Source organism: Flavivirga rizhaonensis, from assembly GCF_004791695.1.
GTDB lineage: Bacteria > Bacteroidota > Bacteroidia > Flavobacteriales > Flavobacteriaceae > Flavivirga > Flavivirga rizhaonensis.
The window spans coordinates 77,264-90,721 of the sequence record NZ_SRSO01000011.1 but is presented as its reverse complement, the minus strand read 5'-3'; the positions used below and the strand labels follow the sequence as shown (position 1 = coordinate 90,721).

The following is a 13,458-nucleotide window of genomic DNA, read 5'->3' as shown; positions in this document are numbered from 1 at the left end:
ATATAACAACTTCACTTCCATTTCTCCTTATTTTATTTTAAATCCTTTCAATTCTTTTTTCAGAATATTGAAAGCACTATAAATTCTATATTCAACAACCTTTTGGGTTACTCCTAACATCTCAGCAATTTCACTATGCTTCTTTCCTTCTGTTTTATTTAACAAAAAAGCGACACGTTGCTCTTCATTTAAACGAGCCAACACCTTATTATAACGTTCTAAAAACTGTTCTTTTTCTAAAATAAATTCCGGAGTTTCGTAAGTATAATCTTTAGGCTGTGTTTGTTGATGTTTTAAAACTACTTTTTGATGTTTGATCTCATTAAGCATCATATTATTAGCCACAGTGTATAAAAAAGACTTCGCTTTACTTAGTGTTACTTTTTTACAATTGCTCCATAGTTTTACAAAAGCATCTTGAGTTTTATCATTGGGGTTAAATTGTTCTCCATATTTATAATACAAATAAGCATATAAATCCTTAGAGTATTTATTATAAATACGTTCAAAAACTGCTTCTTTACAAATTGAATCGTTAAGGTTTTTTTCCAAAATATTGTTTTGCGCTGCTAAAGTTATATAAAAATTTATTTAAAAAAATGAGGAGTTTATAAACTTAAGTTGTTATAGATATAACTTAAGCACAGAAAAAGAATTGATGAACAAACTATTTAAGATCCATGTTATATTCTCAATCGCAGTCATAATGCTATTAAATTCTTGCAGAACTGAAGAAAGAGAACTCATAGAAGCACCCGAAGATGAAGTTTTGGTTGCAAACTCAAAGATTGCAAACCTGATGTTAAAAACTGTAAGTAACGATGGGTCTAATGATAACATCATTGATAAATCTAACTGCTTTAATATTAATTTACCTTTGGCAGTAACCGCAAATAACCAAAATATCAATATTACTTCTAAAGAGGATTATAAAATTATTGAATACATTTTTGATGAAGAAGATGATGATATTGATACTCTTGATATTACCTACCCTATAACCATAAGTCTTAAAGATCACTCTAAAGCTACTATAAACAATGCCACCGAACTGTCAAGCTATTCAAACAATTGTAAGGGTGAAAATGAACAAGATGATGACATCGAATGTCTGGATTTTAAATACCCTATAATAGCATCTGTCTTTAATACAAATAATGAACTTATTGATGTTATAACGGCAAATTCTGATAATAGTTTATTTGAGCTCGTTAATAATTTAAGTACAAACGATTATCTAACAATCAATTTCCCTATTACTGTTGTTCTTTTTGATGATACCGAATTAAGCGTTAATAATTTAGTAGAATTAGAAACTATTATTGAGACTTACAGTAATGATTGTGATGAAGATGATGACTATGATTATAATGATGATGATTGTGATGATTGTGACACTATTCAATTAACCAATGTTTTAACAACTTGTAGTGACTGGACTGTTGATAAGCTAGAACGTGACAGTAATAACCTCGACAATGTATATGCTGGTTATACATTTAATTTTTCTACAGATGGTACATTATCTGTTTCCTGGGCTAGTACGACTGTATTCGGTACTTGGGTAGCAAATGGTATAGCAAATGGTATTACAGTAACAATAAATGTCCCAGGTCTACCATATTGCAATAACGACTGGATATTACATGAAATATCGAAATATACCGAAACCAAAATAGATTTAAGAGTTGGTGGAGATGATCGGCTACGGTATGACAACGGTTGTAATTAATAAAAAAAAGCTAGTAGAAATACTTTTATGAAAAAGAAAAATTTCATTGATCAAATGCGCTTTATATAAAACCATTTGATTACTAGCTAAACTGCTTCAACCCTAGGGTTGAAGCAGTATTTAAACTCATAATATGAAAAAGTGGATCATTTTAATAATCCTCATAGGTCTCTGTACTAGTGCTTATCTCTATATATACAAAGACCACAGAAATATTGAAACTGAAACTCCAGTTTTTGTAGTTACAGCAAATTCGATTGGTTCTGAATTTTCAAAAGGGTCTTTAAAATCAGAAAAAAAATACCTCAATAAAACTATAATTGTCTCTGGTGTTATTTCTGAAATCAATCAAAATGATTTGACTATAAATGATAAAATCTTTTGCCAGTTTAACAAAGTGATAAAACAATCTCTAAAGATAGAGTCCGAAATAAAAATCAAAGGACGCGTAATTGGTTATGACGATTTGCTTGAGCAAATCAAATTAGACCAATGTATAATTGAATAAAAAATAATTAAAAAAAACTGTGATGAAAAAAATATTACTTGCTTTATCCTTCTTAGGAATACTTAGTTTAAATGCCCAGATTAGAATTAAAATGGTAGATCCTTCAGACAACACAGTAATACTCCGTAACTATGGGGGAAGTACTGTAGATGTTTCCTCTTATTGGTTTTGCAACTTTCCTTCTTATGCACAAATAAGTGGCATGGCTATTAATTCAGGATTAACAAACCTTGCTTCTGGTGAAGAGGTTAGTATTACCAGCTCTATAAATTTTGGCACAGCGGATGCAGAATTCGGACTATATACAACAAACTCTTCTGGTTTTACTGATGATATGATAGATTATTTGCAATGGGGTTCTGCAAGTCACCAACGTGAGTCTGTTGCTAATGCTGCTGGGATATGGGTTACAGGGACTTTTCTATCGGTATCGCCCCCTTTTGAATATACCGGAACTGGTTCTGAAAATGGTGTTGCCAATTGGGGAACCACATTAAGTGTAAACGACTTCTCTGTAAATAGTTTTTCATTGTCTCCCAATCCATCGTCATCTATATTATCTTTAAAATTCCCACAAGTTATTAATGACGGAACGCTTAGTATTTATAATGTCTTAGGTGAAACTATTCTTAACAAAAAACTACCTCTTAATAATGCTCTTGAAATTGATGTTTCTAATTTCAATCAAGGCCTGTACTTAGTAAAAATAAACAATCAAGTAAAACGCTTTATAAAACGTTAAAAACTAACCAACACAAAAAATTTTATGTATATGAACAAGATACTATTAATTCTTATTTGTTTTCCTTTTCTTATGTTTTCACAAGAAGACTTATTAGATGAAATAGATACAAAATCTACAGGTTCACAACATGTTACAGCCGCTTTTAAAGGTTTAAAAATTGTGAATTTTGAATCTACAAAGTTGGTCGCAAAAAAGGAACTCTCTTTTATAGTATCTCACCGCTTTGGTAGTTTAAAAAATGGTATTGATACCTTTTTTGGGTTGGATGAAGCTGTAACACGATTAAATTTTGTTTACGGTATTTCTGATGCAATTAATATAGGGGTATCCAGAAGTTCCTTTTTAAAAATTTACCAAGCGTCTGTAAAATATAGACTTCTTAGGCAAGAAGATAATGGTTTCCCATTTACAATTGTTGGTTATAATGCCATTTTAGTCAATACCGCATTAGAAGAAGAGGATCTACCATCTATTGAATTTAGTGATCGTCTTGGATATACTGCTCAATTATTAATATCGAGAAAAATTAATAAAAACTTTTCGGTAGAGTTAGCCCCAACCTTTTTTCATGATAATTATGTCTCTATAGATGAACAAGACAATAGTCAGATTGCTTTAGGTCTTGGTGGGCGATATAAACTTAGCAAGCGATGGTCTATTAATGCGGATTATGGTTTACATTTTAACAGAACTGACAATTCTCCTTTCCAGAACCCGTTATCTATAGGCATAGACATTGAAACTGGAGGTCATGTATTTCAAATGCACTTCTCGAACTCTCAAGCTATGAATACTAATGGTTTTTTAGGACAAGCAGGAGGAGATTGGAGTGATGGAGACATCTATTTTGGATTTAATTTAAGTCGAAGATTTTAAAAAGAATTATATAAATAAATTAAAAAAAAGCTATGAATTTTAAAAAAATAATTTACACCTTAGCAATTTCTGGAATGATTTTTAATTGCTCTAGCAATAGTAATGATGACCTTACTCCAGATCCAGATCCAGACCCAAATGCAAAAATCACTTATGAGGCAAATGTAAAAAGCATTATTAGTGGTAATTGTGTACAGTGTCATGGCAATCCAACAGCAAATGGTGCGCCTTTTTCTCTAACAACTTTTACTCTAGTCAAAAATAGAATTGATGCAATAATACCTAGAATTAATAGCTCATCTAGCCCCATGCCCCCAACTGGACAAATGTCTTCAAGTAATAGAAATATTATTCAACAATGGAAAGATGATGGGCTTTTAGAAAATTAGTTTCTTTATGGCTTAAAACGATAATGATTCATAAAACATCATAATATTGAGGCTGTCTAAAAAGTGTCATTCTGAATGGAATGAAGAATCTCTTTAAAATATATTAGCTCTGATTATAAGTGAAATAAGATTCTTCGCGTTGCTCTGAATGACAAGATTAACCACTTTTCAGACAGCCTCATTGATAAAAATAATAATTTAATACATGAAAAAACTAGTCTATTTTTTTGCCTTTATAAGTTTAAATTGTTTTGCTCAAAACAAATACTTAACCAAAACTGGACAGGTGAATTTTGAAGCTTCAGTGCCTGCTTTTGAAGAAGTAAAAGCTAACAATAATACAGTTACTGCTATTTTAAATTCTGAAAACGGGGAATTTGCTACATTAGTATTGGTTAAAGGTTTTCGATTTAAAAATGCGCTCATGGAAGAACATTTTAATGAAAATTATGCTGAATCTGACACATATCCTAAAGCAATTTTTAAAGGTAAAATCGTCGATTTTTCTTTTAACAAATTATCAGGAACCTCCGAAGTCCATAAAATTAATGGAACATTAACATTTCACGGAAAAACAAATCAATTAGACAATATTCTTTTGAAAATTTCAAAAAATAACCAAGATAACATTGTCATGTCTGGAGCATTTACCACTAATCCAGCAGACTATGATATTGAAATCCCTAAAGTAGTTAGGAATAAAATTGCCGAAAGTATAGAGGTTATGTTTAATTTCCAATTAAAGAAGAAATAAAAAGAGGCTGTCTAAAAAGTGTCATTCTGAATGGAATGAAGAATCTCTTTAAAATATATGACTCTGATTATGAGTGAAATAAGATTCTTCGCGTTGCTCTGAATGACAAGATTAACCACTTTTCAGACAGCCTCTTTTTATTATTTACTTAAGTACATTTTTCGTCTGGAATATAGATCATAGAATTCATCATCTTTTAGACTATCTATAAATAAGATACTCTCTCCTGTACTTTTCATTTCTGGTCCTAATCTCTTATCTACGTTTGGAAACTTATTGAAAGAGAATACAGGTTGCTTAATGGCATAACCATCTAACTGTGGTTTAAAATCAAAATCAGTTACCTTTTTCGCTCCTAACATCACTTTTGTTGCATAATTCACATAAGGTTCTTTATATGCTTTTGCAATAAAAGGTACTGTTCTAGAAGCTCTAGGATTTGCTTCAATGATATAAACAATGTCATGTTTAATAGCAAACTGAATATTAATCAGTCCTACAGTATTTAATGCTCTTGCAATAGTATGAGTATGATCGATGATTTGCTGCATTACCAAATCTCCCAAATTAAATGCTGGTAAAGTTGCATTAGAATCTCCAGAATGTACACCACATGGTTCTATGTGTTCCATAATTCCAATGATATAAACATTCCCATCAGCATCACAAATAGCATCTGCTTCAGCCTCAATTGCTCCATCTAAATAATGGTCTAACAACAATTTATTATTAGGCATTCTTCTTAATAAATCGACTACATGTTCAATCAAATCTTCTTTATTAATAACAATTTTCATCCCCTGACCTCCTAAAACATAAGATGGTCTAACCAAAATTGGAAAATCTAATTTATCAGCTAACTCTAAGGCTTCATCTGCATTTTCCGCAATTCCAAACTCCGGATAAGGAATATTATTTTCTTTTAATAAGCTAGAAAAACTTCCTCTATCTTCAGCTAAGTCTAAAGATTCAAAACTAGTTCCTATAATTTTAATACCATATTTGGTTAACTTCTCTGCCAATTTTAATGCCGTTTGCCCTCCTAATTGGACAATGACTCCTTCTGGTTTTTCATGACGAATAATATCATAAATATGTTCCCAGAAAACAGGTTCAAAATATAATTTATCAGCTGTATCAAAATCTGTAGAAACCGTTTCTGGGTTACAGTTAATCATAATCGTCTCATAACCACATTCTGCTGCCGCTAAAACACCATGAACACAACAGTAATCAAACTCGATACCTTGCCCTATTCTATTTGGTCCAGAGCCTAGTACAACAATTTTCTTTTTATCACTTACAATGCTTTCATTATGCGTGTATATTTCTCCAGAAGCAGTCTCAACCACATTTTCAAATGTAGAATAGTAATATGGTGTTTTGGCTGTAAACTCAGCAGCACAAGTATCAACTAACTTAAATACACGCTGAATATTAAACTCATCTCTCTTGTTATATACCTGACTTTCTAAGCATCCTAACATATGTGCAATCTGACGGTCACCATATCCTTTTTGTTTTGCTTCTAATAATAAATCTCTATCAAGCGCATCAATGGTATATGTAGATATTTCTTTTTCTAATTGAAATAATTCTTCATATTGCTTTAAGTACCACATATCAATTTTTGTGATATCATAAATCTGGCTTAGTGGAATTCCCATCGCGATCGCATCGTAAATAACAAAAACACGATCCCAAGAAGCGTTGGTGAGCTTGTCAATGATTTGGTTGTAATCTTTATAACCTTTTCCATCTGCTCCTAAACCGTTTCTTTTAATCTCTAAAGATTGGGTAGCTTTGTGTAAAGCCTCCTGAAAAGAACGTCCAATTCCCATAACTTCTCCAACAGCCTTCATTTGTAAGCCTAAAGTTCTATCAGAGCCCTCAAATTTATCAAAATTCCAACGTGGAATTTTCACAATAACGTAATCCAAAGTGGGTTCAAATAAAGCCGAAGTAGATTTAGTTATCTGATTATCTAATTCATCCAAAGTATAACCAATAGCAAGTTTTGTAGCAATTTTAGCAATCGGATAACCAGTTGCCTTACTTGCTAATGCTGAAGAACGTGATACACGCGGATTTATTTCTATAGCAATAATCTCTTCTTTTTCATCTGGGCTTACAGCAAATTGAACATTACATCCGCCTTCAAAATCACCAATACTGCGCATCATTTTAATGGCCATATCACGCATCTTTTGATAGGTTCTATCACTTAAAGTCATGGCTGGTGCTACTGTAATAGAATCTCCTGTATGAATACCCATAGGGTCCATATTCTCAATAGAACAAATAATGACAACATTGTCATTTTTATCACGAAGTAATTCTAATTCATACTCTTTCCACCCCATCATTGCTTTATCAATCATTACTTCATGGATTGGAGAAATTTCTAATCCTCTGCGCAATAATTTATCAAAATCTTCTTCTTCATGGACAATAGCAGCTCCAGCACCTCCTAATGTATAAGATGCTCTAATACAAAGAGGGAATCCAAACTCTTGGGCAATTTCTTTTCCTTTTAAGAAAGATGTAGCCGTAGCTTGTGGCGCCATACCAACACCTATCTTTCCCATTAATTCTCTAAACTGCTCTCTGTCTTCTGTAATATTTATAGCATTAATATCAACACCAATCAATTCAACTCCAAAATCTTTCCAAATTCCTTTTTCATCAGCCTCTATACACAAATTTAAAGCTGTCTGACCTCCCATAGTAGGTAAAACGGCATCTATTTGTGGATGCTCTTTCAATATTTTGATAATGGATTTTGTATTAAGAGGTAGTAAATAAACATGATCTGCCATGGAAGGATCTGTCATGATAGTTGCAGGATTGGAATTAATAAGAATCGTTTCAATTCCATCTTCTCTAAGTGACCTTAAAGACTGAGACCCTGAGTAATCAAATTCACATGCTTGTCCAATAACTATAGGACCTGATCCAATAATTAGTATCGATTTTAAGTTTGAATTTTTTGGCATTTTTTACTTGTTATGTGGATATAATATAATTAGTTACAAAAATAATATTCAGTAGATATAAAAAAAGGCGTTACACTTAAGTAACACCTTTAAATTATCAACAATTGTTAATCATTATTTCTTATGTCTTGTTTCAGACGATACAGATAACCTTTTTCTTCCTTTAGCTCTTCTACGAGCTAATACCTTTCTACCATTAGCAGAAGCCATTCTTTCTCTAAAACCGTGTTTGTTTCTCCTCTTTCTTTTAGAAGGCTGAAATGTTCTTTTACTCATTATCTTGTATCTTTAAAATCTGAATTGTATTTTTCTATAAGTGTTGGACCTTCTCCAAAACCGAGGGCAAATATACAAAGCCTTTATTACTTTGCAAACCATTTTTGAAAAAATATTTTCAATTATTTTTTTAGTTAAAATATTCTAATTAAACCCTTCTCTATTTAGCTTAATAAGCCCTTTTTTGTTAAATGTCTATGAGTCACTTTTAATAAAAATTTAGTTTCTTTGCAGTCTAAAACAAAAAGAGACCTTTATTTAGTATATAATAAACGTCTTTTCCTTATTATAAACTTATTAAAATGTACAATAAAATTATTAAACTTATTATAGCATCAGGTATTATTGCTTATGCTGTTTATCAATTTACCGAAGGGTATATAGGTAATGGTATTATGCTTATATTACTTTCTTTAATTTTTGTATTCCTTTATTTTAAAAATGAGTTTATTTTATTAGCTTTTTTAAGATTACGTAAACAAGATTTTGATGGCGCTAAAAAATGGCTTAACAAAATTAAAAAACCTGAATCTGCTTTAGTAAAAAAGCAGCAAGGATATTATAATTATTTACATGGTATCATGGTTTCTCAAAGTAATATGAATGAAGCTGAAAAGTATTTTAAAAAAGCTATTTCTTTAGGATTGTCTATGGATCATGATTTAGCTATGGCTAAATTGAATTTATCTGGTATTGCTTTTTCTAAGCGTAGAAAGCAAGAAGCCCAAAAACTATTATCTGAAGCTCAAAAATTAGACAAACAGGGTATGTTAACCGATCAGATAAAAATGATGAAACAAAATATGAAACGTTCTCAAATGCCTAATCAGCATTATGGTAGCGGTGGTTCTATAAGAGCACAAAAAAGAAGAGGATAATTAATAATTATCCTCTGTCTCCGAATTAAACTTATTATACTTCTCTTATTGTACATCATAATACCCCTTTTTAGGAATATCAATAGTATACAACTTCTTTGATTTATTATTTAAATGTGATTCTCGTAACCAAGGGTTATGAAGTTTTAATATTTTGTAGTTAATACCAAAACCTTCAGCAAATTTTGGAAAATTAGTAATTGCTGTATCAACAGCTACTTTATAAGTAGGCACATTGTTATACAAATCCTTATCCCTAAAATTAAAGCCATATTTGGCTGGATTAGATAAAATTTCTTTTAACGCCACGATTCTAAAAATATAGCGCCCAGTTTCTTCAATAAGCAACAAATCGTAATAATTTGATACATTTTGTTCCTTCAATTTTCTGGAAACGCCTGCAACACCAGCATTATAAGCAGCCGCGGCTAAGGTCCACGATCCTAATTTCCTTTTAGATCTTAATAAGTATTTACATGCTACTTCTGTTGCTTTTTCTAAATGATAACGTTCATCAACATTATCATTTACTTCTAAACCATTTTCTCTACCTGTAACTTTCATAATTTGCCAAACACCTCTGGCACCTGCTGGAGATACTGCATTTGTTAAACCACTTTCTATTACAGCCAAATATTTAAAATCATCTGGAATACCATGCTTCTTTAAAATAGGCTCTATAATTGGAAAATATTTTTTGGCGCGTTTAAACATTAACAGTCCATTAGATTGCCAATATGTATTAACCAATAATTCTCGGTCCATACGCTCTAAAATATCAGGATTTTTAAGTGGCATTGGCTCACCAGCAAAATTTAAATCATCTGGAACTTGTAATGCATAAACATTATAATCGTTAATTAGTTTTTTTTCGAAATTCTCATCTGTTGGGGCATCTTGTAGGGCATAAATAAATAAGGCCGATAAACTTAATAATCCCACAAACGCTAATACTTTCTGTACTATCTTCATTTTTAATAAGTTTTGTTTAAAGGTAAAATTTTTATTTAGTTTTCTAAAATTATACGAGGTAAATTCTCATTAAACCACTTATATTTATTAATAATCATGATATGTGTACCATTTTTAATTGTAATACAGTTTGTTATATTTTTAATAGGAAACACGGCATCATTATCACCATGAATATGTACAATATCTTGTGGGCTTTTATCCTGATTCCAACAGACCATTTGCTTAATGGCCCAACTTAAATATTTGCTATCATTAACAGATAAATATTTCTTATACAAATCCATGCGTTTTTTAATACTGCTATCAAAAGCATATTTTGCAAGTAAATCAATACTACCAGCCAATTGTGTTGGTACTAATGCATAAGCTTTCGTTTTCTTAGCTAGCAACATGTGTTTAGGTAATTCGTGCATGGATTTAATACTAGAAACTATAATGAGTTTTCTAACACGAATATGCTTACTTATTTCTTGAACCAAAACACCTCCAAAGGATACACCAAGTAACACAATATTTTCATGTTTTATATGGCTAGTCATTCGTAATGCATAATCACTAATAGATTCATGATTAATTGGTAACATCCACTCAAGCAAATGAATCTTGAATTGATTTTCCGGTAATTTTATATGTTCAAAAATTATAGGGTTTGCAGCCATTCCCGGCATTAAATAAACATGTATTATTTCTTCGTTCATTTATACTAAAATAGAATTTAACAAAAAAAGTTTTCTAAATTCAAATAAAGCCAATTCTAAAGGTTTATTTTATAAGGTATTAACCCTTTTTTATCTTTAAAATAACAATTATTTTTTGTACTTTTGCAAAACAAAGTTATATAAATAGTGCTCACTATTTAAGATTTCTAAGAAACAAAACAAAAATTACCATGGTTGAAGCTGCAGAACTAATTGATAACGATTTTCTACGTCAATTTGAAATAAAAATTGATAACCATTTAGCAAAAATTGAATATTCTTTACAAGAAAGGAAAATTTTTCTAACCAAACTAATTATTCCAGAAGGCATTAAAGACCAAGAATTTAGCAAAGAGTTTTTAGAAGCTGTTTTCGAACAAATTCAAGAACGCAATCTAAGCGTTGTACCAACAAGCCCTGAAATTGCTAAGTTTGTGAGAAGCAATAGGAAATATAAACGTATGCTTCCTGTTGGAGTAAGAATTTAATTTTTTAAACAGAAATAATTATAAAAAAAATCCGAAGTTTAAATAAGTAACTTCGGATTTTTTCTTTCCTGTAAAAATGCTACTTAATTATTGCTTGGTATACACCAATGTCAAATCCTTTGTAGCAACTACCTCAGTGAAATCTTTATTATATATTTTTATAGATTCTTTAATCAAGCGAAATAATTGATTACCGACGATAGCAGACTCATTATCATTAAATATCACCGTATCTGTGTTTTTTAGAGAATATGTTGTTGCAAAACCAATAACACCTTCCTCATCACATCTTACTTTAAATACATACTTATCTGTAGTTCCTTCCTGTAAAGCAATATCAATATCTGGGTTAAAGGTTTTATTAGAAGACACAACACCTTCAGTTTCAAAAATTAAAGTTTCATTGCTTATGCATTCAATTTCGTTTAAAATGTTAGTATTAACAATACCATCATTATTCATATCAAATCCATCTGCAACTTCCCAAGCTGTTAATTTCCATCTGCCAACAATTGATGCATCATTATTATCCTCGCCTGAGCAACTCGTAATAAGTAATGCGAAGCATAAAATAAAAAGTAACCTATTCATATTTGGGGCATGATTAACTCGCATAAAAATATAGCGTGTTATTTTATTTGCACAATAAATAAGTCAAAGTGAACAAAACTCTAGCTAATATGCAAGATTACTATAGTTTCTTAGTTTGAAACCACTTTTGCAAACTCAAATCTCACTAAGCCATCATCATCAATTCTTGTAAGTTCTACATGATGTAATGTATTAATCAACTCAGGATTCCAAGGGGTTTTTACTTTAATGTAGTTTTCAGTAAACCCATGAATGTAGCCTTCTTTATTTTCGCTTTCAAACAAAACAGTCCTGTTGGACCCAATTTGGCTTTCATAAAAAGCACGACGTTTTTTAACTGATAAACCTCGTAACATTTTACTACGCTTACTTCTTATATTGTTAGGCACTACACTATCCATTTCTGCTGCTTCGGTATTATCACGCTCTGAGTATGTAAACACATGTAAGTATGAAATGTCTAATACATTCAAAAAATTATAAGTTTCTAAAAAGTGTTCGTCCGTTTCTCCAGGAAATCCAACAATAACATCCACACCTATACAAGCATGCGGCATAACCTCTCTTATTTTAGAAACACGATCTACATACAATTCCCGCATATAACGACGTTTCATTTTTTTAAGAATTTCGTTACTTCCAGATTGTAATGGAATATGAAAATGAGGCACAAAGGCTCTCGATTTAGATACCAAATCAATGGTTTCTTTTTTTAAAAGATTAGGTTCTATAGACGAAATCCTTAATCTCTCAATACCTTCAACATGATCTAGCTTGGTAACCAAATCTAAAAACGTATGCTCATGTTTTTTATTACCAAACTCGCCTTTTCCATAATCACCAATATTAACCCCAGTAAGAACAATTTCTTTTATGTTTTGCTCAGAAATCTCCCGAGCATTTTTTAAAACGTTTTCCATGGTATCACTCCGCGAAATACCACGTGCTAAAGGTATAGTACAGTAAGTACATTTATAATCACAACCGTCCTGAACTTTTAAAAACGCTCGTGTTCTGTCTCCAATAGAATAACTCCCTACGTAAAAATCGGCATCTTCTATCTCACAAGAATGTACCTGTCCAAAATCATTTTTAGAAAGATCGTTTAGATAGTCTGTTATTTTGAATTTCTCTGTGGCTCCTAAAACTAAATCAACACCATTAACATCTGCCAATTCTTGAGGCTTTAACTGAGCATAACACCCCACCGCTGCAACAAATGCATCTGAATTGGCTTTCTGTGCTTGCTTTACTATTGTTTTAAAACGTTTGTCTGCATTCTCGGTAACCGAACAAGTATTAATCACATAAATATCTGCCTTTTCAGAAAAATCCACACGATCAAAACCTTCATCTGTAAAATTTCTGGCAATGGTTGATGTCTCTGAGAAATTCAGTTTGCAACCTAAGGTATAAAATGCGACTTTTTTCTTCATTTTTTCTTTTTCATTTCCTTTTATGATGGAAAATGTATTTATATTTACAAGACTTCTAACTTAAAAGCCTGCAAATTTACGCAATTGCTATAAGTAATACAATGTAAGTATGAAGA

General features: G+C 31.2%; 15 protein-coding genes. 8 read left to right on the top strand and 7 right to left on the bottom strand.

What is annotated here, in order from left to right; all coding sequences use genetic code 11:
* Positions 1 to 27 precede the first annotated feature (27 nt).
* On the bottom strand, positions 28 to 552 hold the full coding sequence (locus tag EM932_RS09800; RefSeq protein WP_135877007.1) for an RNA polymerase sigma factor: 525 nt from the start codon (positions 550 to 552) through the stop codon (positions 28 to 30).
* Between the two features lie 154 nt (positions 553 to 706).
* On the opposite strand from EM932_RS09800, the gene EM932_RS09795 reads away from it, so the two are divergent.
* From EM932_RS09795 to EM932_RS09770, 6 genes are all read left to right on the top strand, one after another.
* On the top strand, positions 707 to 1,732 hold the full coding sequence (locus tag EM932_RS09795) for a hypothetical protein (RefSeq protein WP_246041003.1): 1,026 nt from the start codon (positions 707 to 709) through the stop codon (positions 1,730 to 1,732).
* A 133-nt stretch (positions 1,733 to 1,865) separates the two neighbouring features.
* Positions 1,866 to 2,240 (top strand): OB-fold protein, encoded by a 375-nt coding sequence (locus EM932_RS09790; protein ID WP_135877005.1) that lies wholly within the window; start codon positions 1,866 to 1,868, stop codon positions 2,238 to 2,240.
* 22 nt (positions 2,241 to 2,262) lie between these two features.
* A complete protein-coding gene (locus tag EM932_RS09785; RefSeq protein WP_135877004.1) occupies positions 2,263 to 2,982 on the top strand; it encodes a T9SS type A sorting domain-containing protein in 720 nt (239 codons plus the stop codon).
* Between the two features lie 30 nt (positions 2,983 to 3,012).
* Complete coding sequence (locus EM932_RS09780) at positions 3,013 to 3,861, top strand: DUF5777 family beta-barrel protein (RefSeq protein WP_135877003.1); 849 nt, start codon at positions 3,013 to 3,015, stop codon at positions 3,859 to 3,861.
* A gap of 32 nt (positions 3,862 to 3,893) precedes the next feature.
* On the top strand, positions 3,894 to 4,250 hold the full coding sequence (locus tag EM932_RS09775; protein WP_135877002.1) for a hypothetical protein: 357 nt from the start codon (positions 3,894 to 3,896) through the stop codon (positions 4,248 to 4,250).
* Between the two features lie 205 nt (positions 4,251 to 4,455).
* Entirely contained in the window at positions 4,456 to 5,004 is a 549-nt protein-coding gene (locus EM932_RS09770) for a YceI family protein (RefSeq protein ID WP_135877001.1), read from the top strand.
* Between the two features lie 140 nt (positions 5,005 to 5,144).
* Here the strand turns inward: EM932_RS09770 and carB are convergent, their stop codons facing one another.
* Positions 5,145 to 8,000: a carbamoyl-phosphate synthase large subunit gene (gene carB / locus EM932_RS09765; RefSeq protein WP_135877000.1), complete on the bottom strand. Its 2,856-nt coding sequence runs from the start codon at positions 7,998 to 8,000 to the stop codon at positions 5,145 to 5,147.
* A gap of 114 nt (positions 8,001 to 8,114) precedes the next feature.
* Entirely contained in the window at positions 8,115 to 8,276 is a 162-nt protein-coding gene (rpmH, locus tag EM932_RS09760) for a 50S ribosomal protein L34 (RefSeq protein WP_042244185.1), read from the bottom strand.
* A 302-nt stretch (positions 8,277 to 8,578) separates the two neighbouring features.
* On the opposite strand from rpmH, the gene EM932_RS09755 reads away from it, so the two are divergent.
* Complete coding sequence (locus EM932_RS09755; protein WP_135876999.1) at positions 8,579 to 9,154, top strand: tetratricopeptide repeat protein; 576 nt, start codon at positions 8,579 to 8,581, stop codon at positions 9,152 to 9,154.
* A 45-nt stretch (positions 9,155 to 9,199) separates the two neighbouring features.
* Here EM932_RS09755 and EM932_RS09750 read toward each other — a convergent pair whose 3' ends face one another.
* Both EM932_RS09750 and EM932_RS09745 read right to left on the bottom strand, forming a co-directional pair.
* Positions 9,200 to 10,126, bottom strand: a complete 927-nt coding sequence (locus tag EM932_RS09750) for a lytic transglycosylase domain-containing protein (protein WP_135876998.1) — start codon at positions 10,124 to 10,126, stop codon at positions 9,200 to 9,202.
* A gap of 35 nt (positions 10,127 to 10,161) precedes the next feature.
* Entirely contained in the window at positions 10,162 to 10,827 is a 666-nt protein-coding gene (locus tag EM932_RS09745) for an alpha/beta hydrolase family protein (protein WP_135876997.1), read from the bottom strand.
* A 191-nt stretch (positions 10,828 to 11,018) separates the two neighbouring features.
* On the opposite strand from EM932_RS09745, the gene EM932_RS09740 reads away from it, so the two are divergent.
* Positions 11,019 to 11,315, top strand: coding sequence for an N-acetyltransferase (locus EM932_RS09740; RefSeq protein ID WP_135876996.1), 297 nt, complete (start codon positions 11,019 to 11,021; stop codon positions 11,313 to 11,315).
* 87 nt (positions 11,316 to 11,402) lie between these two features.
* Here EM932_RS09740 and EM932_RS09735 read toward each other — a convergent pair whose 3' ends face one another.
* Together EM932_RS09735 and mtaB are read right to left on the bottom strand one after the other, a co-directional pair.
* Complete coding sequence (locus tag EM932_RS09735; protein WP_135876995.1) at positions 11,403 to 11,906, bottom strand: hypothetical protein; 504 nt, start codon at positions 11,904 to 11,906, stop codon at positions 11,403 to 11,405.
* A 110-nt stretch (positions 11,907 to 12,016) separates the two neighbouring features.
* Complete coding sequence (mtaB, locus tag EM932_RS09730; protein WP_135876994.1) at positions 12,017 to 13,342, bottom strand: tRNA (N(6)-L-threonylcarbamoyladenosine(37)-C(2))-methylthiotransferase MtaB; 1,326 nt, start codon at positions 13,340 to 13,342, stop codon at positions 12,017 to 12,019.
* Positions 13,343 to 13,458: the final 116 nt, after the last annotated feature.

What these genes read in the sequence shown, in the direction of transcription:
- EM932_RS09795 (WP_246041003.1), top strand. Translation starts at nt 707, where the DNA reads ATGCTATTAAATTCTTGCAGAACTGAAGAAAGAGAACTCATAGAAGCA.
- EM932_RS09790 (WP_135877005.1), top strand. Translation starts at nt 1,866, where the DNA reads ATGAAAAAGTGGATCATTTTAATAATCCTCATAGGTCTCTGTACTAGT.
- EM932_RS09785 (WP_135877004.1), top strand. Translation starts at nt 2,263, where the DNA reads ATGAAAAAAATATTACTTGCTTTATCCTTCTTAGGAATACTTAGTTTA.
- EM932_RS09780 (WP_135877003.1), top strand. Translation starts at nt 3,013, where the DNA reads ATGAACAAGATACTATTAATTCTTATTTGTTTTCCTTTTCTTATGTTT.
- EM932_RS09775 (WP_135877002.1), top strand. Translation starts at nt 3,894, where the DNA reads ATGAATTTTAAAAAAATAATTTACACCTTAGCAATTTCTGGAATGATT.
- EM932_RS09770 (WP_135877001.1), top strand. Translation starts at nt 4,456, where the DNA reads ATGAAAAAACTAGTCTATTTTTTTGCCTTTATAAGTTTAAATTGTTTT.
- carB (WP_135877000.1), bottom strand. Translation starts at nt 8,000, where the DNA reads ATGCCAAAAAATTCAAACTTAAAATCGATACTAATTATTGGATCAGGT.
- rpmH (WP_042244185.1), bottom strand. Translation starts at nt 8,276, where the DNA reads ATGAGTAAAAGAACATTTCAGCCTTCTAAAAGAAAGAGGAGAAACAAA.
- EM932_RS09755 (WP_135876999.1), top strand. Translation starts at nt 8,579, where the DNA reads ATGTACAATAAAATTATTAAACTTATTATAGCATCAGGTATTATTGCT.
- EM932_RS09750 (WP_135876998.1), bottom strand. Translation starts at nt 10,126, where the DNA reads ATGAAGATAGTACAGAAAGTATTAGCGTTTGTGGGATTATTAAGTTTA.
- EM932_RS09745 (WP_135876997.1), bottom strand. Translation starts at nt 10,827, where the DNA reads ATGAACGAAGAAATAATACATGTTTATTTAATGCCGGGAATGGCTGCA.
- EM932_RS09740 (WP_135876996.1), top strand. Translation starts at nt 11,019, where the DNA reads ATGGTTGAAGCTGCAGAACTAATTGATAACGATTTTCTACGTCAATTT.
- EM932_RS09735 (WP_135876995.1), bottom strand. Translation starts at nt 11,906, where the DNA reads ATGAATAGGTTACTTTTTATTTTATGCTTCGCATTACTTATTACGAGT.
- mtaB (WP_135876994.1), bottom strand. Translation starts at nt 13,342, where the DNA reads ATGAAGAAAAAAGTCGCATTTTATACCTTAGGTTGCAAACTGAATTTC.